A 20855-nucleotide genomic window follows, 5' to 3' on the forward strand; every position below is an offset into this window, starting at 1 on the left:
TCATAGAATTTCCACTCTCGAGCTTTCAAAATGAAACTCTTTTCTAGTGTCGAATTAGCCCCTCACGATCCTATACTTGGTCTCAACGAGGCGTTTAATGCCGATAATCGCCCTAATAAAGTAAATTTAGGCGTAGGTGTCTACTTTGATAGTAACGGTAAATTACCTCTATTACGGGCGGTGCAAGAGGCTGAAAAGCAACGAATAGCTGCTCGTCTGCCGCGAGGTTACCTGCCTATAGAAGGTATTGCTGCCTATAACGTTGCAGTGCAGCAAATTTTGTTTGGCAAGGATTCCAATCTATTAGCCGAAAAGCGTGTTGTAACAGTACAAACTTTGGGAGGGACTGGCGCGCTCAAGATCGGTGCCGATTTCTTAAAACAGTTGAATCCAAATGTCAACGTCGCTATTAGCGACCCAAGCTGGGAAAACCACCGGGCCTTATTCTCTTCGGTCGGTTTCAATGTTATTTCTTACCCTTACTACGATCCTCATACTCATGGGGTTAACTTATCTAACATGCTCGACATGCTAGATAAGGAATCACCTGGTACGATTGTCGTACTACATGCTTGCTGTCATAATCCTACCGGTGTTGACCTAAGCCTCGAGCAATGGGCTCAAGTCCTTGAAGTCATAAAAAAACGCAATTTGGTACCTTTCATCGATATCGCTTACCAAGGTTTTGGTGATGGAATCGATGCAGATGCTGCGGTTATTCGATTGTTTGCAAAATCCGAACTCAATTTTTTTATCTCTAGCTCATTCTCTAAGTCATTTTCTCTTTATGGTGAGCGAGTGGGTGCCTTGTCAATCGTAACTAGGAGCAATGATGAAAGCACGCGCGTTCTATCACAACTGAAGTGTGTAATTCGTACTAACTATTCGAATCCACCAACGCATGGTGCTGCAGTAGTTTCTTCAGTGCTAGGAACCCCAGAGCTACGTACTATGTGGGAGGATGAATTGACCCAAATGCGTCAACGCATCCATTCCATGCGTCTATCAATAGTGGAAAGGCTGCTCTCCCAAGATGGGGATCGCGATTTTTCATTCGTAATCCAGCAACGTGGCATGTTTTCCTATTCTGGCCTCAGTGCCGATCAGGTCGAACGTTTGCGTGAAAAATTTGGCATATACGCTGTCTCGACAGGCCGTATCTGTGTTGCCACATTGAACGAAAAAAATATTGACTATGTTGCCTCATCCATAGCTCAAGTCATTCGCTAAAAGCCTTCTATCTAAGCAAATAGATAATCTCTTTTATAGAGGCTAATCATTTAAGTAAAAAGAGAAAGCAGCATCCTTTCAACGAATGGTGCTTTCTCTAACGAAGAACGTAAAATAATAATTCTTAGAAACCAAATAAAAACTATCAACCTTCTTCCGAAGAAGAGTGATGTTTTGGAATTTGCACATTGCAAACGAATGGGATACTATTTTTTCGTTCCAACTCACAGTGTATTTTGAATAAATATCACGGGGAAACCCCGCTCTAATAGAATTTTATCCGATAAAAAATTGACTGAAGTTAACAAGCTTGTCGAGCAAATTGATGCTTTATTACCACAAACACAATGTACAAAATGCGGTTACCCTGGATGCCGTCAGTACGCTGCAGCCATTGCTACTGATGCCGCAGGATACAACCAATGCCCCCCTGGGGGTATTGAAGGAGTAGCACGACTAGCGTCATTACTTAGCAAACCTATAATTCCACTTAATCCAGAAAATGGCATTGAACGTCCACGCCATCGCGCCGTTATCAAGGAATCATTATGCATCGGCTGTACTTTATGTATTCAAGCATGCCCTGTCGATGCCATAATAGGTGCATCGAAACAGATGCATACCGTTATCGAGAATCTCTGTACCGGCTGCGACTTATGTGTTTCTCCTTGCCCAGTTGATTGCATAGAAATGGTGGTAGTTACTAAAGAAAAAACCGGTTGGAATGCTTGGTCAAAGGCGGAAGCTAATACAGCAAGAAAAAATTACGAAAACCATATGAGAAGATTGGCGAACAATGAATCTGCTCACGAAGCCCGGTTAGCCGAGCGGGCAGTCTCTCGCGTTACTGTCTCGTCGATCAGAGAATCCACAATAACAAATATTATTGTCAGCAGCAGCACGTCTGAGATAGAAAGCTGACCTGATTAAACTACACAATAAGCGAAGTTGCAATCCATAAAAAAATATTATTTAAGCCTTTCCCCCAAAATGACGAAATACACGCATTAATGAATACATTAAACTTTTCTTTCCATCATCCTGATGAACCTCTGTATCAATGAATTCAGCCATACGTCGCACATTTTTTAAAACGCTACAGCAACTCAATCCTCATCCTGTCACAGAGCTCGAATACACCTCACCATTTGAATTACTGATTGCCGTGCTACTATCTGCACAAGCTACCGATATTTCGGTTAATAAGGCCACGCGCAAGCTATATCGACTTGCTAACACGCCTGAAAAAATGCTTCTACTCGGCGAGGCAGGCATTATAGATTGCATCAAAACAATTGGACTTTACCGCACAAAAGCTAAAAACATTATTTTAACAAGTCAGTCCTTGATCGATCGACATGCTGGAGAGGTGCCAGATTCCAGAGAAAGTCTTGAAGCAATGCACGGGGTCGGTCGTAAAACAGCAAATGTTGTACTTAACATTGTTTTTGGTAAACCTACCATTGCGGTGGATACTCATATTTTTCGAGTTGCTAATCGCACAGGTCTTGCTCCTGGTAAAACACCGATGGCTGTCGAACTTGCACTCAATCGAGTCACACCCGTCGAATTTCGTCAACATGCCCATCACTGGTTGATTCTACTGGGACGATACGTCTGTAAAGCACGCAAACCTGAATGTTGGCATTGCGCTGTTGCTTCCTTATGCGATTTTCATCTTAAAACAGTAGCATCCTCCACACTCTGAAAAGCAATCTTGGAGATTTTAATAAAACGTCAAATTACATATCAAGTTAGGGAGGAGGCATAAAAAGATTAAAATGCTTGGAATATCATCTATATAACGCTGCTCTTAATCGACTGAAATTTTTTGAAGATCCAATTTATTTTTATCTGCTTATTCTTATATAGGACTTTCCAATTCCAAAGGAATATTGATCTAAGGTAGATGTTGTATTGACAAAATACTGAGGTCTGTGAGAGAAATTTGACTATTGAGGAGAGTCCTTCAGGAACCACATATTTAATTTAATTTATATGACATAGCTCTATCCCTCTCATTTACTCACTCGCATCAGCATATAACACTCTCGGAATTTTACTACTGTCGTTAGTGCTATACAGCAATGTTATATGCAGGTTTTAAGCGGCTATTATTGTTTCCCGCCATGCAAACCGTGATTTCCATCCAGAATCTGTCGAAAATCTACGCTTCAGGTTTCCAGGCATTAAAAAAAATCAACTTGGAGATTCCTCGTGGAAAAATCTTTGCCCTACTTGGTCCAAATGGTGCAGGAAAAACCACGCTGATTAACACCATTTGTGGAATCGTACGTCCAACAGAAGGTACCGTGAAAGTGAATGGTTATGACATCATCTCAGAATATCGATCTGCGCGTGCATGTATTGGCCTAGTACCACAAGAACTTACAACAGATGCATTCGAATCCGTTTGGTCGACGGTCTCATTTTCTCGCGGTTTATTTGGTAAGCCTCCCAATTCCGATCATATCGAAAAAGTACTTCGTGATTTGTCTTTATGGGAAAAACGTCATAACAAGCTTTTAACGCTATCTGGCGGTATGAAACGACGTGTGCTTATTGCAAAAGCATTGGCACATGAACCTCAGGTTCTCTTTCTAGATGAACCAACGGCTGGTGTGGACGTAGAGCTACGACGAGATATGTGGCGTCTCGTGCAGTCACTATGCACCACAGGCGTGACAGTCATTTTAACCACACACTATATTGAAGAAGCTGAAGAAATGGCTGAACGTATCGGCATTCTCAATCAAGGGAAAATTATGCTAGTGCAAGATAAAATGGATCTCATGCGTAAGCTCGGTAGCAAACAATTAACATTACAGCTAACAACTACGATGAAAAGTATTCCGCGATCGCTTGCCGCGTATGACATGACGCTTGCCACTGGTGGTGATGAACTGATTTTTATCTACGATGCTAAAGTTGCACCAACAACGATTTCTGAGCTATTACGTGACCTAGATCAGGCCGGCGTTGCTGTGAAAGATTTAAAAACGACACAAAGCTCTCTCGAAGATATTTTCGTAAGCCTTGTCCATCACACCTCTTAAAAAAATACTCATCATGTATGTTGTGAGAAGGTGCTAAAAATGAATCTCTATGCCGTACTTGCCATCTACAATTTTGAGATGGCAAGAACACGAAGAACCTTGATGAGAAGCATTATCTCGCCAGTAATCTCTACATCACTTTATTTCGTAGTTTTCGGTGCTGCGGTTGGATCTCGTATTCCAGAAATTAGCGGAGTCCCTTACGGTGCATTCATTGCACCTGGTCTGATTATGCTATCCCTCCTCACACAAAGCGTATCAAACGCATCATTCGGAATCTATTTTCCGCGTTTTACTGGGACCATTTATGAGCTGCTGTCGGCACCAATTTCATACCTAGAGATCACTATCGGTTATGTCGGAGCAGCAGCAACCAAGTCCATTATTCTCGGCTTGATCATGCTCGCAACAGCCTCACTATTCGTGCCTCTTCGAATCGAACATCCGTTCTGGATGCTCATATTTTTAGTATTGACAGCATTCACCTTTTCTCTACTCGGGTTTATTATAGGCATCTGGGCTGACGGCTTCGAGAAATTACAGTTGGTACCACTTGTTGTCATTACACCACTAACATTTCTCGGCGGCAGCTTTTATTCGACAGATGTTCTCTCACCATTTTGGAAAACTGTGACTCTTTTTAACCCTGTGGTCTATCTAATTAGTGGTTTTCGATGGAGTTTTTATAGCATTGCCGATGTTAATGTTGGCATTAGTGTTGTGATGACCATCGTATTTTTATCAGTCTTCCTCATCATCATTGGCTGGATTTTTAAAACAGGGTATCGTTTAAAACACTAATGCTAAGCATCAATATAAAGGAGGAAAATCATTCTTTTTTGAAAAAGCAGATTACATCTCCATAGAAGTCTCTTATTCGACATCCATCTCGCTCTAAGGCTTAAATTCGATCGTGTAATATGCACTTAAATTGTATATTACTGAGCACAGATATTGATGTGGTAGGCCGTGCTGGGTTCGAACCAGCGACCAAGGGATTATGAATCCCCTGCTCTAACCACTGAGCTAACGGCCCATCAAATTAATTGTAAGTAACTTAGCTACCTTCCAGGAAGGACATGAGTTTATCAGATCGACTTGGATGACGTAGCTTACGAAGCGCCTTTGCCTCAATTTGACGAATCCGTTCACGCGTCACGTCAAATTGCTTACCAACTTCTTCAAGTGTGTGATCCGTACTCATCTCTATACCGAAACGCATGCGAAGCACTTTCGCTTCACGAGGTGTCAATGAATCAAGCACATCTTTCACGACATCTCTCATACTACCATGAAGTGCAGCATCTACGGGAGTGACTGTGCCAGCATCCTCAATAAAATCACCTAGATGCGAATCATCGTCATCTCCGATCGGAGTTTCCATGGAAATAGGCTCTTTCGCGATCTTCATAATTTTTCGAATCTTCTCTTCTGGCATTTCCATCTTCTCAGCCAGTGTTGCTGGATCAGGCTCTAGGCCAGTTTCCTGCAAAATTTGACGAGAAATTCGATTCATCTTATTAATTGTTTCTATCATGTGGACTGGAATACGTATCGTCCGTGCTTGATCTGCGATTGAACGCGTGATTGCTTGACGAATCCACCAAGTCGCATACGTCGAAAATTTGTAACCACGACGATATTCAAATTTGTCAACGGCTTTCATTAAACCAATATTGCCTTCCTGAATTAGGTCCAGAAACTGTAGACCACGATTCGTATATTTTTTAGCAATAGAAATTACAAGACGCAAGTTGGCTTCTGTCATCTCACGTTTGGCCTTACGTGCGCGACGCTCACCTTCGGCCATTTTACGATTGATATCCTTCAATTCACTCAATGGCAATATCACATCTGCCTGCAAATCAATTAACTTTTGCTGAAGTTCTTGAATAGCTGGCACGTTACGTTCCAGTATTGAACTGTAATTCTTGCCATCAGCCACAATCGTGTTGATCCAGTTGAGATCGACTTCATTCCCCTGAAAACTGGATAAAAAATCAGAACGAGGCATACGACATTTATCAACAACAATATGCAAGATCGCACGTTCAATGTAACGGATCTGATCCACCTGCGAACGCAAAGTATCGCACAATCGTTCAACAGTCCTCGCGGTAAAACGAATGGTCATCAGTTCTGCCTGAATCGATGCCCCTGCTTTCAAATATGACTTCGACTGATAACCTTCTCTATGGAAGCAATCTTCCATTTTACCAAATAACTCAGCAATCAATGAAAACTTAGTCAGCGCATCACGCTTAAGTTGTTCAATATGTGCTGCTGAAATACTAGAATCTGAATTATCTTCGTCTTCGGGCGATACTGCATCATCATTTTCCGAGCTCCCATCGAAACCCTCGTCCTCAGAGGAAGTTTGCACAGTTACAGAATCTGTATCAAAGTCAATTAACCCATCAACCACCTCGTCAATGCGTACTTCATCACGCTTGACTTTATCTGCCAATACAAGAATTTCAGCAATCGTTGTAGGGCATACTGAAATAGCCTTGACCATATGCTTGAGGCCTTCTTCAATGCGTTTGGCTATTTCAATTTCACCCTCTCTCGTTAGTAACTCCACTGTTCCCATTTCACGCATATACATGCGTACTGGGTCCGTCGTACGGCCGAACTCTGAATCGACGGTCGATAACGCTGCCTCTGCTTCTTCTTCAACTTCATCATCAGAAGCAATGTTTGGCGCATTATCATTGAGCAGCAATGTTTCAGCATCCGGCGCCTGCTCATAAACTGCAATTCCCATATCATGGAACGTACCGGTAATACTTTCCAGCGCCTCGCTCTCGATAAGATCATCAGGAAGATGATCATTAATCTCGGAAAATGTTAGGAAGCCACGCTCTTTCCCAAGTTTAATAAGCGCTTTGAGCTTCCCACGCCGCTCTTCCAATTCTTCGGCAGTTCCTGGCTGATGTGAAGAAAATGCATCCTTCAGTAACGCCTTTTCCTTTGCTCGACGGTCACGTGCCTTCTGCTTTTCCACTTTAATCTGATCTTCGTTCAAGGGTTGATCGTATATATTTTTTACTGCGTTATCTTGCGCAATGAAAGCAGTGTTTATGGCTTCCATATTTGGAATAGTTCCCTTTCCAGCTCTGGGAGAGCGCTTAGCAGATGTGGATGGTTGAGTTACTTCATTCATTACAACCTTCGCTTCCATCGACTGATTCCCTTCGATAACCCCCTTTCTGGCAACAACAACTTCGGCCTGGTCATAAGCTGTCTTAGATTCTCTCAATGGAAACTCACTTTGACAATTATCAATTTCGATCGGCTTTTCTGCTTTATTACGCATATTGCGGATGGTTCTCAAGTTGTGCGCCGATTCTTTTGAGACAGTCATCACCTTTTCTATCTTTTTTGCTGAAACAACAATTTTCATAGAAGATTTGCCTGTTTTTGAAACAGCAGTAGTTTTTTCTTGATGCAATGTTCTTCCATTACTAGCTTCAGCCCGAGACACTTTTTTATCCTTCACAGACTTAGCGACTTTTGCACTAAAAGACTTAGTCAGGGAGGATGATTTTTCTTTCTTCGATCTCTTGTTTTGAGAAACGGGGAGTTCTATCACTGGAGTGGGCTTCGCTGACGACGACACCTCATCTCTTATCTTTTTTCTACCGGACGTTGTCGTCTTTTCCATATTAATTCCACTTGCCAGAAAAAATAGCCCACTGAAATATTTTTGATTATATCATGCGAACTTTCTTCATCCTCGTATCATGAATATCCTATATTGTTGGAAAATAACTGTCGTTTCAATTCATTACGCTCACGTGATAGAGCCGCAGCATGACACATCTCTTCGGGAGTAAGTGAGCCTTGCTTATATAAGCGATCTAAAGCTTCGCATAATCCATCGTAGCGCAACTTGCGAATGGCACTACGCACCTCAACCAACCGTAAATGCAGCTGTTCCTGTCGTTTATCAAGCTGAATTTCATCTTCTGAACTCGATAAGACTAAATCCCGCACATTTTCATCAAAGGACATGATTTCACGCAGAACGTCTTCGTAAGTCGCGAAATTTGGTGAGGTACGCAGAAGATCCGAAAGATACCGAAAATCGGCTTGAGTTCCCATATCTTGACAAAGCTTCAAGATTTCCTGGAAAATTTCAGAATAGTCCTTGACTACTTTCAATTGTTGCGCTTCATCATCGGTCAAATTATTTGCTATCAACGGATACATCAAAAGATTTTGCAATATACGTCGGGCTGTATTAACTACAGGACGTTTCTCAGGCTTTATCAAAGCTTTATTATAATTTTTTATTCTAGGTTGAGCAGGTAATTGGCACAAATTTATAACATCTTCGAGAGGTATCCCCGCGCGCGCCGAAAATTCTTTCAAAATTTGACTACGAAGAGTATTTGTCGGCAAAGCCTGTAACAAAGGCTTTGCTTCGAAAAAAGCACGTGCACGACCTTCAGGCTGATGCATCTCCTTACCTTTCAGCACTTCTGCAATCAAAAATTGAGAGAGTGGAATGGCTTCATTCACTTTTTCAGAAAATACTTTCGCACCAAATTTACGGATAAAACTGTCGGGATCATGCTCCGCTGGTAAAAATAAAAATTTAAAACTACAATTGTCCCCTGCATGCGGCAAACACGTTTCCATTGCGCGCCTTGCAGCGCGTCGTCCGGGCGTATCCCCATCAAAGCTAAATACCACCGTTTCTGTTTGACGCAACAGTTTCTGCACATGCATAGACGTACAAGCAGTCCCTAACGTAGCAAGTGCGTTTCGAAATCCGGCTTGTGCAAGTGTGACGACATCCATATAACCTTCAACGACAAGTGCGTAACCCGCATCACGAATTCCACTACGCGCCTCAAAAAGGCCGTATAGTTCGTTCCCTTTCGAAAAGAGCGATGTTTCAGGAGAATTTAAATACTTCGGTTCTCCATTTCCCATTATGCGTCCACCGAAACCAATCACTTGTCCTTTTGCATTTCGAATAGGAAATATAATTCGATCACGAAATCGGTCATAACGTCGGTTTAACCCATCATTGCGGGTCATTTTATCGCCATCAATTACCAACCCCGCTTCCATCAATAGATCACTACGATAATCTTGAAATGCCGCTGCTAGGTTTTGCCAACTATTCGGCGCATAACCAAGGCCAAATTTAGCTGCAATTCCTCCAGTTAAACCACGACCCTTCAAGTAGTCAATAGCAAGTGTTGCAGTGCGTAATTGACGACGGTAATAATTGCTCGCGCAATTCATAACATCAACTAATCTCAATATCTCCTTCCGCTGCGAAGTTTTCTCCTTAACACCATTCATAGACATCTCACGAGGTACATTAAGTCCTACTGAATTCGCAAGATCCTCAACCGCTTCAATAAAACCGAGACCCCCTTGTTCCATTAAAAATGTCACTGCCGTACCATTTGCGCCACAACCGAAGCAATGATAAAATTGTTTGATTTGACTCACTGTAAATGACGGTGATTTTTCGCTGTGGAATGGACAAAGGCCAATAAAATTGGCCCCTCCCTTCTTCAAGGGCACATAACGTCCAATTACCTCGACAATATCGACGCGGTTGAGTAGTTCTTGAACAAATGTTTGAGGAATCATGGCTCAAATATGATGAGAGATATTACCCAGCACGTGAGCTCGTTGATATTAGAAACACGTCTGCATTTATTTTATCTGCAATATTACAGAGGCATCTGTTAGTCAGACTAAGATGCAATTCACTATCTTCATGACTTTTCATATTCAATGCTTTGACCGATTATTGCATTCATAAATGCCATGTACCTATCCCTGTTATAGCAATCACCATTTATTAACTTCATTCTGATTAATCACGGTAATTAACAAAATAATTGAATTTTTACTACGTAACATCAGGGAAGCAGCTGAATTAACACAGCGAAAACAAAATGTCGCCCCGTTTATCCCATGGTAATACTATATTACTATCCAACTACTGAATATCTTCAGCAGCTATAGCTCTAGCCACGGCTACAGCAGATGCCCACGCCCATTGAAAATTATAACCGCCAAGCCAGCCAGTGACGTCCAGAACTTCACCAATAAAATGTAGCCCTCGCAATCCATGCACCTCCAGGGTTGTAGATGATAATGCCATCGTATCAACGCCGCCACGTGTCACTTCAGCTTTGCTCCACCCTGCTGAGCTACAAGGTTTAACCTTCCAAGCGTTTGATGCTCTGGCAAGCGAGCGTAATGCCTTATCAGATAATTCTTGAATTCTAGATGAGGGAGAAAGATTTTGATGCCCAACCAACGCATTAGATAACCGCACTGGCAAGAATTGACTTAGTACGTTTACCAACTGGCGCTTCGAACTTGCTTTAGCTTTAATTAGCAGTTCCTCAAGCTTTTGTGTTGGTGCAAGATCGATCAGAAGCAGTTGCCCCGCTGTCCAATAATTGGATATCTGTAGAATTGCGGGCCCCGATAATCCACGGTGAGTCACCAGCAAATCTTCCACAAAACTTACAGCATGGCCTGTTTCCCCCAAACTAACTTCGACTTCTAAAGACAATCCCGATAAACCAGTAAATGGTGCCCAACTGATCGTATCAAACATCAATGGCACTAAAGCCGGGCGAGGTTCGATGATGTTCAAATTAAATTGCTTGGCAAGACGAAATCCCCAGTCCGTTGCTCCAATTTTTGGAATAGACAATCCACCCGTTGCAACCACCAAACGGCTTACGGAAATATCTCCAGCATCTGTTATTAAATAATAAGGATGGCTCCCCTCATTACGGGTAACAGCATGAACACGACAAGGCATTCTCCAGTAGACATTACCCACTTCACACTCTCGACGCAACATCTCTATAATGTCACCCGAACTCTTATCACAAAACAACTGCCCTTTGTGTTTCTCATGCCATGAGATACCATTCTCCCGCATCAGATCCAAGAAATCACTAGGCGTATAACGTGCTAGCGCTGAACGACAAAAATCAGGATTTTCCGAAAGATAGTTAGAGGGACCCGCATTAATGTTGGTAAAGTTACAACGCCCGCCCCCAGAGATACGAATCTTCTCAGCAAGGAATTTAGCATGGTCTATTAATACCACTCGCAAGCCGGCTTGACCCGCTAAACCAGCACACATCATACCTGCTGCTCCGGCCCCTACAATCGCAACATCAAATTTTTCCATGCTTAGCATTGTAGCGACACAAAGTAAAACCGTCATCTTGTCACCGCTTTCTCCACGTTATATGGATCCGCGAATGACCTGCGATATTGGTGGTATACTGAGACCATGCATATTATTTTAGTCAATTTTGACTAAAACTACTTCAATTCTTATGTTAGTTTTAGGCATCGAAAGTTCTTGCGACGAAACCGGTCTCGCTTTGTATGATACAAAGCATGGTTTACTCTCCCATGCGCTTCATTCTCAAATTGCTATGCACGAAGCGTATGGTGGTGTCGTTCCAGAATTAGCTTCACGCGATCATATCCGACACGTCCTGCCACTCACTGAAGCAGTACTCGCAGAAGCCAAAAAACCGTTATCAACCATAGATGCCATTGCTTACACACAAGGTCCAGGACTCGCTGGTGCACTACTTGTCGGGGCAAGCATTGCAAATGCATTGGGATTTGCCCTCGAAAAACCTGTGATAGGAGTACATCATCTTGAAGGACATTTACTATCTCCACTGCTTTCGCCTGAGCCACCTGAATTCCCTTTCGTAGCGCTACTTGTCTCTGGTGGACATACACAATTGATGGAAGCACATGGATTCGGTCAATATCGTATGCTAGGTGAAACCTTAGATGATGCCGCGGGAGAAGCCTTTGATAAGACGGCAAAGCTTCTCGGCATTGGCTACCCTGGTGGTCCTGCCGTATCTCGACTGGCAGAATTTGGTAGCCCCAACCGCTTTAGGTTTCCTCGTCCAATGAAGTATTCAGGTAATCTTGATTTCAGTTTCAGTGGTCTAAAGACAGCTGTGCTTACTCAGGTAAAAAGTCTGAAAGAAAATATTTGCGAACAGACCAAAGCCGACTTAACGCGAAGCTTCGTGGATGCTATCGTAGATATCCTCGTTGATAAATCTATGACAGCATTAAAGCAAACAGGCTTGCATACCCTTGTCGTATCAGGCGGCGTCGGGGCTAATCAACAATTACGTCAAGGTCTCAATCTGGCCGTCAAGCGATGCGGGTACCGGGTTCATTACCCAAACCTATCATTTTGTACCGATAACGGCGCTATGATTGCCTTCGCTGGAGCAATGCGCCTTAAACATTGGCCAGATGAGGCGGATTTCTCTTACTCATACACAGTTCGCCCGCGCTGGGACTTATCCGATATCACTAGATATTAGTGTTCAATCCATATCTCAGACGTATTCGTGATTCTGCGATAGCCAATGATCAATTTATTCCTATCGTCACGCATTTAATCGCTTGTCATGCTCAATCAGTGCGTAAGCGCTGTGATTATGGATTGATTCGAAATTTTCCGCCTCCAGCTTATAAGAAATGATACGTGGTTCTTTATTTAAGCGTTTTGCCACATCACGTACTAAGTCCTCCACAAATTTCGGATTCTCGTAGGCACGCTCTGTTACGTATTTTTCATCTGGACGCTTCAATAAACCCCATAACTCACATGAAGCCTCCTCTTCCGCTATAGTCACGATTTCCTCTATACTGATTTCACTCAGCAACTCTGCATGAATCGTGACATGTGAGCGCTGATTGTGAGCTCCATATTTGGAAATTTGCTTCGAACATGGGCACAAGCTAGTGACTGGGACAAGCACCTTGAGCCACACACGCGTCTGACCATCAAGCACTTGCCCAGTAAGTGTCACCTGATAGTCCATCAAACTTTCTACACCAGAGATCGGTGCAGTCTTTGAGATGAAATAAGGAAAGCTCACTTCCATATGTCCAGCATCAGCTTCCAAACGCTCCAGCATGGTTATCAACATAACACGAAAATTCATCATATCGAACGGTGCTTTATTTTCTTCAAGCAAAGCAATAAAGCGAGACATATGTGTTCCCTTTTGATTAGCAGGCAAATGCACATCCATATTAAAAATAGCTACTGTGGCCTGCATCTGATCAGAATTGGTCTTCAGTACCAATGGATGCCGTACAGCACGTACACCAACACGCTGGATCGGAATCTGGCGCGTATCAATACCACTTTGTACGTCCGGCATAATAAAAATAGGGTTAATTTGATTCATCAAAATATCCTTATAAACCAGTCAATTGACCGGAGGAGCTGTATGTAAAATTGAAGAAGAACTGGAGATGTATCCTGGCTATTCAATTAAGAAATAGATCAAGGAAAATTCGCACATCAATCCAATTGATTTATTAAAAATTTTCATTTTTTCAAGAATGATTCAGATTAAATCTAGTGTAAATCGCCTTGGCAATCCCACTCGCATCAAGTCCGAGTGCTGCGATCAACTGGGCATGGTCGCCATGATCAAGAAATTTATCGGGTAGACCCAATTGTAGTGTTGGTCGAGAAACCTTACTGATAAAAATGTTTTCTAATACTGCCGAACCAGCTCCACCCATAATGCATCCCTCCTCCACCGTCACAAGGAAGTCGTGCGAGTGCACTAAACGAGTAACCAGCTCGTCGTCAATCGGTTTAACAAAACGCATATCAGCAACCGTTGCATCCAACCACTCAGCAGCTTCAAGAGAAGGCGCTACCATGCTACCGAATGCGAAAATGGCGACGCGATGTCCAGCTTTTGCTAAACTCTCACGCCGAACGATGCCACGGCCGATTGGTAATGCCGTCATTTCCTTTTCAGTCTTTACTCCAATACCCGTTCCACGAGGATAGCGTACTGCAGAAGGTCCATCAATTTGGATGCCAGTATAAAGCATCTGACGGCACTCATTTTCATCTGAAGGTGCCATCACTACCATATTTGGAATGCAACGCAGATAAGCAAGATCATAAGCACCCGCATGGCTAGCGCCATCAGCGCCGACAAGTCCCGAACGATCTAAGGCAAACATAACAGGAAGGTTTTGTAGTGCAATGTCGTGAATTAGCTGATCGTAACCCCTCTGCAAAAAAGTTGAATAGATTGCGACTACAGGTCTCAATCCTTCGGTAGCCATACCACCTGCAAATGTCACGGCATGCTGTTCGGCAATACCAACATCATAATAGCGCATCGGAAAACGTTGTTCGAATGCCACCATTCCAGAACCTTCTCGCATCGCAGGGGTAATGCCGACTACACGAACATCCTGCTCTGCCATATCGCAAAGCCAATCACCAAAAACCTGTGTATAAGTTTTTTTGGCATTTTTACTAAGTTTAATGCCTTCTGCTAAATTAAATTTACCTGGACCATGATAGAGCACAGGATCAGCCTCGGCCAGTTTGTAACCATAACCTTTACGGGTCACAACATGCAAAAACTGGGGTCCCTTCAACGCTTTGATGTTCTGAAGCGTCGGAAGGAGTGAATCAAGGTCATGGCCATCAATTGGGCCTATATAGTTAAAACCAAACTCTTCAAACATCGTCGCCGGTACCAACATACCCTTAGCATGCTCTTCAAGTTTACGAGCAAGTTCGAGAATCGGTGGAGACACAGACAACATCTTCTCAATCCTTTTCTTAGCAGTAGCATAAAATTTTCCCGAGATTAAACGGGCAAGATAACGATTCAATGCACCGACTGGCGGTGATATTGACATATCGTTATCATTCAATATGACAAGAAATGGCAAATCCTCATAGATCCCAGCATTATTCATGCCTTCAAAAGCCATTCCCGCAGTCATCGCTCCATCTCCTATGACCGCAATACTGAAACGATTATCGCCCTTTATTTTCGCCGCGAGTGCCATTCCTAAAGCTGCAGAAATTGAGGTACTAGAATGCGCTGTACCGAATGTATCGTATGGAGACTCACTGCGGCGTGGAAATCCAGAAATACCCCCCATTTGACGAAGTGAATTCATTGCCTCTCTACGGCCTGTAAGAATTTTGTGAGGGTAGCTTTGATGGCCCACGTCCCAGACGATACGATCTTCCGGGGTATTGAAAATATAATGCAATGCGATTGTTAACTCCACTGTTCCGAGATTAGAGGAGAGATGACCACCAGTACAGGACACGCTTTTGAGTACAAACGCCCGCAGCTCATCCGCCAAAAATGAGAGCTGGTGACGATCGAGTTTACGCAAATCAGCGGGACCATCGATAGTATTCAGCAATTCGCACATCATTATTTTGTTGTAAGCAAATCAAGTACTGGTCTATTTAAGACCCGTTAAAGATATTAAGAAATTCCATAGAAAACTTTGGAATATACTAATCCTTGTTGTACAAGGAACATACAAAATCTCAACCAGAATTCCTCTTCAATGGATTCGTTGTACAACGAAATTAGCTAACGCACGCAAACGATTCGCCCGTTTGCCTAACCTCTCCGTCGCCTTATACGCATCAGCATGCAATTGCTTGGTCAGTGCACGAGTCGCATCTAGCCCCAAAAGTGATACGTAAGTTGGCTTAGCATATTTAGCATCCTTGCCAGCGGTTTTCCCCAGTGTATTTGAATTTTCTGTACAATCTAGAATGTCATCTACTACTTGGAATAGAAGTCCAACAGCGCTAGCATAGACATCCAACATCTCTCTCGCTTCATCAGATAGAGGATCTCCACAAAGTGCTCCCATGCGCAACGAAGCCCGTAATAAAGCACCAGTTTTCATGCGATGCATCGCCTCCAGCACATTTTGTGGCAATCTCTGGCCAACACTGGCCAAGTCAATCGCCTGACCGCCCACCATACCAAATGATCCAGCTGCATGGGCTAATTCATGTACAAGTGCCAAAGACTGAGAGGCAGTTAGTACTGACGATGTCTCACTCAATAACGAAAAAGCCTGTGTCTGGAGAGCATCACCTACCAATAACGCAGTACCTTCATCAAATTGAACATGCACCGTCGGTTTACCACGGCGCAATGTATCATTATCCATGCACGGCAAATCATCATGCACTAGCGAATAAACATGTACCATTTCCAATGCACAGGCTACGCGATCTAGCGCGGCTGGGCACGCTTGCGTTACCTCACCCGCTGCAAAACATAAGAGCGGCCGCACATACTTTCCCCCACCAACGAGAGCATAACGCATAGCCTCATGCAAACCAGTCAGATCGCCATCCAGAGTCGGAAGGCTGCTGTCAAGCACAAGCTCGATACGAGCTCGTATCTCCTGCATCCAGTTATAGAAATCCTGCGCTACTTCTCCCGCCACAAAAACCTCCCAACAATATCATTCATCACGAGATAAAGTCAGAGGACGCAACGTCTCACCTTCAAGTACTTTCACCTGCTGCTCAACTTTTTCAAGCAATTCCTGACAATACTTCACGAGTAAAACACCACGTCGGTATGCATCTAACAACTCCTCAATCCCGAGCTCATCTCCTTCCATTCTACCAATAAGCAACTCAAGTTCAGCCAATGCAGTTTCGTAGTTTGAAGGTAATCCAACCTTCTCAGTCGCAAGCACCTTAATCTTCGAAGTCTTGACCATAAACTAAAAAAATTAAATTAAAATTGTATTTTACGGTAAATAAACTAGAACCACAGCGGTGGTGCATAATTTTAATGCAAGTCTTTTTCTCACAAAAATTCTATCCTACTAAAGGTATTACAAAATTCATTCAGAGACACACTTGAAAAGTGTACAATGCCCGTCCTCTATAAATCGATTTTTCGACGAAGAGGTTGTTTCAGTCTTTTTAAGTTCGGCGTTATGGGGAATGTCTAATATAAGCAGCGATTTTCAACCGAAACCGACTGCTAGTCAGTTACCGGTCCATTTATATTTTGATGAGTCCTTCCTAAGGTGGGAACTCGATATACTTTTCAAGAATAGTCCACGTTACATCGGACATGAATTGATGGTACCAGACTATGGCGACTATTTTGCACTGCCTGCAGAAAATGAAGGTCGCATGCTGATACGTAACTATTCGAGCGAGCATGGTGTTGACTTATTATCAAACGTTTGTCGGCATCGACAGTCAATCATGCTGAACGGACGTGGTAACGTATCTAATATAGTATGTCCGTTGCACCGCTGGACTTACAACACAACTGGTGAATTGCTAGGTACCCCACATTTTACAGAAAAACCCTGCCTCAATCTCGGAAAGTTCCCTCTGCAACGCTGGAATGGACTACTTTTCGAAAATCAAGGCAGAAATGTACAGGATGACCTTGCAAAGTTGAGCGTAAAACGCCATTTGGATTTTTCTGGCTATATGTTCGATCACATGGAGATACATGACTGCAACTATAATTGGAAAACATTCATTGAAGTCTACCTTGAAGACTATCATGTCGTCCCATTTCACCCAGGACTCGGCAGCTTCATTTCGTGTGATGAATTAAGATGGGAATTTGGCGATTGGTATAGCATACAGACGGTTGGTTTGCGTAGCTGCGTTGATAAGCAAAGCAGTCCAATCTATCATAAGTGGCATAATATGCTGCTAAAATACAATCAAGGCAAACTTCCCACCTTTGGTGCGATATGGATGCTGTATTATCCATACCTGATGATTGAATGGTACCCACATGTACTCATAGTATCCTGGCTGATCCCCCGTAATCCTCAAAAAACAACGAATATTGTTGAATATTATTATTTAGAGGAAATAAGTCTCTTCGAGCGAGAATTTATCGAAGTGCAACGCGCAGCTTATACCGAAACCGCACGCGAAGACGATCAAATTGCAGAGCGCATGGATGCTGGTCGGCGAGTACTATTTGAACGTGGGGTTTCCGAAATTGGTCCTTACCAAAGTCCTATGGAAGATGGTATGAGGCATTTTCATCAATTTCTACGTAGTCAAATGGAAAATTTTTAGGTTTCCTGCGTTGATTTTTTTGTGTTTTACTTTTTTCGCGTAGATAGGAGACAGTTTTCATGAGGTAAGTCATCATAAAACTCTTTTGAAAAATAGTCCGATACAGTGTGTGTCATCCCAATTATGGTTTAAGACGCTGGTACTTTCATATAAAAATTGATAATTCGTATCTTGAGTATTTTCCTTAAATAGTCATTTTTTATTGAGTGAAGTACTCTTTTTTCTAAAAAAATTTTTAAGCTAAGAATTTTTGAAGAAACAATATTTAACCACGGTTTCAAATCTTCTCTACTATATATTTTCTAGTATATATACGTTTTAAATGACACATCTAATTTTTGCTTTAGCCATCTACGCATTAGTGTTTCCCATAAACTCATACATGCTTGAGATCGTAAAATTAGGGGAAAATGGCGGATCAGCCTATGCATCAATATCTTGATTTGATACGTCATGTGCTTAAAAAAGGCACAAAAAAAAATGATCGTACAGGCATCGGTACCCGTTCGGTGTTTGGATACCAAATGCGATTTCCACTACAGACAAGCTTCCCTCTTATTACAACAAAAAAGCTTCACTTGAAATCGATCATTTACGAATTGCTTTGGTTCCTACAAGGCAGTACCAACGTACGTTATCTACAAGAAAATGGAGTCTCAATCTGGAATGAATGGGCCGATGAAAATGGTGAACTCGGCCCCATTTATGGCTCGCAGTGGCGCTCATGGACCACTGCGAATGGAGGACAAATTGATCAAATTACAGAACTGCTTACAGAAATCCGCAAGAATCCAGATTCTCGTCGATTGATTATTTCAGCCTGGAATGTAGCAGATATTCCGCATATGAAGCTACCACCGTGTCATGCTTTCTTCCAATTTTATGTAGCTGACGGCAAGCTATCTTGCCAGTTATACCAGCGTAGCGCTGATATTTTCTTGGGCTTGCCATTCAATATAGCAAGCTACGCACTACTTGTACGCATGATGGCACAACAAACGGATTTAGCTCCTGGTGATTTCATTTGGACCGGTGGCGACTGTCATCTCTACAGCAATCACTTCGCACAAGCGGAAATGCAAATTGCACGTACACCATTACCATTACCAAAATTAGAAATTGTACGTAAACCTCACTCGATCTTCGACTATCAGTTTGAAGACTTTGTCATGGTTAATTATGAATCGCATCCACACATAAAAGTACCGGTGGCTATATGACGATTTTGACATTAATAGTTGCACGTGCTATCAATGGTGTAATTGGTCGAGATAACAAATTGCCATGGTATTTGCCAAAAGACCTGACTCACTTCAAACGTCTAACAATGGGCAAACCAATTGTTATGGGGCGAAAAACTTATGACTCTATTGGCCATGCATTGCCAGGACGCCGTAACATTATTGTTACACGCAATCCATCACTCAGCATCGACGGATGTGACGTAGTAAATTCACTAGGAGAGGCAAAACACCTTTGTATCGGTGCTAAAGAAATGTTCATTATCGGCGGCGCGCAATTATATGCTGAAGCCATGCCGTATGCGGATAAGCTGATGATCACAGAAATCTCAAAAGTTTTTGAAGGTAATGCATATTTTACTGAACCCAACCTGACAGTTTGGCAGGAAACAACCAGAGAAATTCATCACGCTCCATCACCTAATAACTTTGACTTCGCATATGTAACATACGAGCGACGTCAATCACATCTTGAAATCTCATAATAGTTTATGACAGCAACTTACAGAACACGTTTATCTGAAAAGGTATTTAGTTGAGATGTAATGCTATAGGATTTCGGTTATAGATCATCACAGTAGGCTGAAATTGACGCTCATCTATCTTCTTCTCTAGCTTGTAATCTACTATTTTCACTATACCCACACTATCGATCCATAAAAAATAGAAACTAACAAAAATCTCATTTTTGAACTAAGCAAATCTTAAGCATAACCCTCTAATTCAAAAAGAAAATTAGTAAAAAATTGGAAATACTTATTTCCTAGATCTTGACTAAGATTATTTTTAATAAAATATAGAAAATCTTTTTCTTCTAAATTGCTACTCTTATATATTTTTCAAAGAAAAAAGAATCATCATTTTTTATGAAACATTCAAATTTAAGATAAAAATCTTCAACTCAAAATGGTGTTGAGTTGCAAAAAATCAGTAAGCATGTATATTGTTGCAATATACAAATTTCACCTAGAGTTGTATTTCTATCATTAAAAGAAAAACCCAAACTTAGTTAGCAGTTGCTCCTAGTTTTATTTTTTCGTTGGGTTCGACGTCTCAAATTCCTTATAAAGCAAGATAGTAATGAAGAGAATTTCATCTTATCTATTGAACCCGTCAGTAAAACACATACATATAGTTTACGTAAATGCCCACCTAATGAATATTCCAAAATGCACTGTGAAAAAAATATATAGCAAACTAACGCAGAGTGCTGTCTTGTTATGCAGTAGAGATAATACGTAGAGCAAGCGTTGCAGGTTACCTATTTAGTCTTTCGTAAACCTCCACTCTTTTTATAGAATCTAAATCGTTTATGCATTTTCAACGCAATCACTATAAGAAATATCAATTATTAACGGATAACGATTTAAAATTTTTTGATATAAGAAC

At 42.1% G+C, this 20855-nt stretch carries 16 protein-coding genes and 1 tRNA gene; 9 read left to right on the forward strand and 8 right to left on the reverse strand.

The genetic code is table 11. From position 1 onward, the window contains the following. Positions 1–30: 30 nt before the first annotated feature. The 5 genes from BZL35_RS01465 (at position 31) to BZL35_RS01485 (ending at position 5087) form a co-directional block, all read left to right on the forward strand. Positions 31–1230 carry an amino acid aminotransferase gene (locus BZL35_RS01465; RefSeq protein ID WP_106182192.1) on the forward strand — a complete coding sequence of 400 codons (1200 nt, stop codon included), beginning with the start codon at positions 31–33 and terminating at the stop codon, positions 1228–1230. Between the two features lie 291 nt (positions 1231–1521). Next, on the forward strand, positions 1522–2151 hold the full coding sequence (gene rsxB, locus BZL35_RS01470; protein ID WP_106182194.1) for an electron transport complex subunit RsxB: 630 nt from the start codon (positions 1522–1524) through the stop codon (positions 2149–2151). A gap of 139 nt (positions 2152–2290) precedes the next feature. After that, the gene (nth, locus tag BZL35_RS01475; RefSeq protein WP_106182197.1) at positions 2291–2938 is read left to right on the forward strand and encodes an endonuclease III; all 648 of its coding nucleotides are present in this window, start codon (positions 2291–2293) and stop codon (positions 2936–2938) included. A 421-nt stretch (positions 2939–3359) separates the two neighbouring features. Next, positions 3360–4286, forward strand: a complete 927-nt coding sequence (locus tag BZL35_RS01480; RefSeq protein ID WP_106182833.1) for an ABC transporter ATP-binding protein — start codon at positions 3360–3362, stop codon at positions 4284–4286. A gap of 39 nt (positions 4287–4325) precedes the next feature. After that, entirely contained in the window at positions 4326–5087 is a 762-nt protein-coding gene (locus BZL35_RS01485) for an ABC transporter permease (protein WP_106182200.1), read from the forward strand. A gap of 159 nt (positions 5088–5246) precedes the next feature. Here BZL35_RS01485 and BZL35_RS01490 read toward each other — a convergent pair. The 4 genes from BZL35_RS01490 to BZL35_RS01505 form a co-directional block, all read right to left on the reverse strand. Then, positions 5247–5322, reverse strand: a tRNA-Ile gene (locus tag BZL35_RS01490). 21 nt (positions 5323–5343) lie between these two features. Further along, positions 5344–7953, reverse strand: coding sequence for an RNA polymerase sigma factor RpoD (gene rpoD, locus BZL35_RS01495; protein WP_420837013.1), 2610 nt, complete (start codon positions 7951–7953; stop codon positions 5344–5346). A gap of 77 nt (positions 7954–8030) precedes the next feature. Next, on the reverse strand, positions 8031–9905 hold the full coding sequence (dnaG, locus tag BZL35_RS01500; RefSeq protein ID WP_106182202.1) for a DNA primase: 1875 nt from the start codon (positions 9903–9905) through the stop codon (positions 8031–8033). 355 nt (positions 9906–10260) lie between these two features. Continuing rightward, on the reverse strand, positions 10261–11478 hold the full coding sequence (locus tag BZL35_RS01505) for a BaiN/RdsA family NAD(P)/FAD-dependent oxidoreductase (protein ID WP_106182835.1): 1218 nt from the start codon (positions 11476–11478) through the stop codon (positions 10261–10263). Between the two features lie 151 nt (positions 11479–11629). On the opposite strand from BZL35_RS01505, the gene tsaD reads away from it, so the two are divergent. Beyond that, the gene (tsaD, locus tag BZL35_RS01510) at positions 11630–12658 is read left to right on the forward strand and encodes a tRNA (adenosine(37)-N6)-threonylcarbamoyltransferase complex transferase subunit TsaD (protein ID WP_106182205.1); all 1029 of its coding nucleotides are present in this window, start codon (positions 11630–11632) and stop codon (positions 12656–12658) included. A 66-nt stretch (positions 12659–12724) separates the two neighbouring features. Here the strand turns inward: tsaD and folE2 are convergent, their stop codons facing one another. The 4 genes from folE2 to BZL35_RS01530 form a co-directional block, all read right to left on the reverse strand. Continuing rightward, positions 12725–13534, reverse strand: a complete 810-nt coding sequence (gene folE2 / locus BZL35_RS01515; RefSeq protein WP_106182207.1) for a GTP cyclohydrolase FolE2 — start codon at positions 13532–13534, stop codon at positions 12725–12727. 151 nt (positions 13535–13685) lie between these two features. Then, the gene (dxs, locus tag BZL35_RS01520; protein WP_106182209.1) at positions 13686–15557 is read right to left on the reverse strand and encodes a 1-deoxy-D-xylulose-5-phosphate synthase; all 1872 of its coding nucleotides are present in this window, start codon (positions 15555–15557) and stop codon (positions 13686–13688) included. A 138-nt stretch (positions 15558–15695) separates the two neighbouring features. Next, positions 15696–16565, reverse strand: coding sequence for a polyprenyl synthetase family protein (locus BZL35_RS01525; RefSeq protein WP_106182836.1), 870 nt, complete (start codon positions 16563–16565; stop codon positions 15696–15698). 54 nt (positions 16566–16619) lie between these two features. Then, a complete protein-coding gene (locus BZL35_RS01530) occupies positions 16620–16883 on the reverse strand; it encodes an exodeoxyribonuclease VII small subunit (RefSeq protein WP_106182212.1) in 264 nt (87 codons plus the stop codon). Positions 16884–17112: 229 nt separating this feature from the next. Here BZL35_RS01530 and BZL35_RS01535 point away from each other — a divergent pair, with 229 nt between their 5' ends. The 3 genes from BZL35_RS01535 to BZL35_RS01545 all read left to right on the forward strand — a co-directional run bounded on the left by BZL35_RS01535 (position 17113) and on the right by BZL35_RS01545 (position 19951). Next, positions 17113–18225, forward strand: a complete 1113-nt coding sequence (locus BZL35_RS01535; protein WP_106182215.1) for an aromatic ring-hydroxylating oxygenase subunit alpha — start codon at positions 17113–17115, stop codon at positions 18223–18225. Between the two features lie 425 nt (positions 18226–18650). Further along, positions 18651–19445 carry a thymidylate synthase gene (locus tag BZL35_RS01540; protein WP_106182837.1) on the forward strand — a complete coding sequence of 265 codons (795 nt, stop codon included), beginning with the start codon at positions 18651–18653 and terminating at the stop codon, positions 19443–19445. Continuing rightward, entirely contained in the window at positions 19442–19951 is a 510-nt protein-coding gene (locus tag BZL35_RS01545; protein ID WP_106182217.1) for a dihydrofolate reductase, read from the forward strand. The genes BZL35_RS01540 and BZL35_RS01545 overlap by 4 nt, the downstream gene beginning before the upstream one ends. Positions 19952–20855 lie beyond the last annotated feature (904 nt).

The organism is Candidatus Pandoraea novymonadis (genome assembly GCF_003004665.1).
Classification (GTDB): domain Bacteria; phylum Pseudomonadota; class Gammaproteobacteria; order Burkholderiales; family Burkholderiaceae; genus Pandoraea; species Pandoraea novymonadis.

Bases quoted from the DNA above. Each gene is read 5' to 3' on its own strand.
- BZL35_RS01540 (WP_106182837.1), top strand. From the start codon at position 18,651: ATGCATCAATATCTTGATTTGATACGTCATGTGCTTAAAAAAGGCACA.
- tsaD (WP_106182205.1), top strand. From the start codon at position 11,630: ATGTTAGTTTTAGGCATCGAAAGTTCTTGCGACGAAACCGGTCTCGCT.
- BZL35_RS01485 (WP_106182200.1), top strand. From the start codon at position 4,326: ATGAATCTCTATGCCGTACTTGCCATCTACAATTTTGAGATGGCAAGA.
- nth (WP_106182197.1), top strand. From the start codon at position 2,291: ATGAATTCAGCCATACGTCGCACATTTTTTAAAACGCTACAGCAACTC.
- BZL35_RS01505 (WP_106182835.1), bottom strand. From the start codon at position 11,478: ATGGAAAAATTTGATGTTGCGATTGTAGGGGCCGGAGCAGCAGGTATG.
- dxs (WP_106182209.1), bottom strand. From the start codon at position 15,557: ATGTGCGAATTGCTGAATACTATCGATGGTCCCGCTGATTTGCGTAAA.
- BZL35_RS01525 (WP_106182836.1), bottom strand. From the start codon at position 16,565: ATGCAGGAGATACGAGCTCGTATCGAGCTTGTGCTTGACAGCAGCCTT.
- dnaG (WP_106182202.1), bottom strand. From the start codon at position 9,905: ATGATTCCTCAAACATTTGTTCAAGAACTACTCAACCGCGTCGATATT.
- BZL35_RS01530 (WP_106182212.1), bottom strand. From the start codon at position 16,883: ATGGTCAAGACTTCGAAGATTAAGGTGCTTGCGACTGAGAAGGTTGGA.
- folE2 (WP_106182207.1), bottom strand. From the start codon at position 13,534: ATGAATCAAATTAACCCTATTTTTATTATGCCGGACGTACAAAGTGGT.
- BZL35_RS01545 (WP_106182217.1), top strand. From the start codon at position 19,442: ATGACGATTTTGACATTAATAGTTGCACGTGCTATCAATGGTGTAATT.
- BZL35_RS01480 (WP_106182833.1), top strand. From the start codon at position 3,360: ATGCAAACCGTGATTTCCATCCAGAATCTGTCGAAAATCTACGCTTCA.
- BZL35_RS01535 (WP_106182215.1), top strand. From the start codon at position 17,113: ATGTCTAATATAAGCAGCGATTTTCAACCGAAACCGACTGCTAGTCAG.
- rpoD (WP_420837013.1), bottom strand. From the start codon at position 7,953: ATGGAAAAGACGACAACGTCCGGTAGAAAAAAGATAAGAGATGAGGTG.
- BZL35_RS01465 (WP_106182192.1), top strand. From the start codon at position 31: ATGAAACTCTTTTCTAGTGTCGAATTAGCCCCTCACGATCCTATACTT.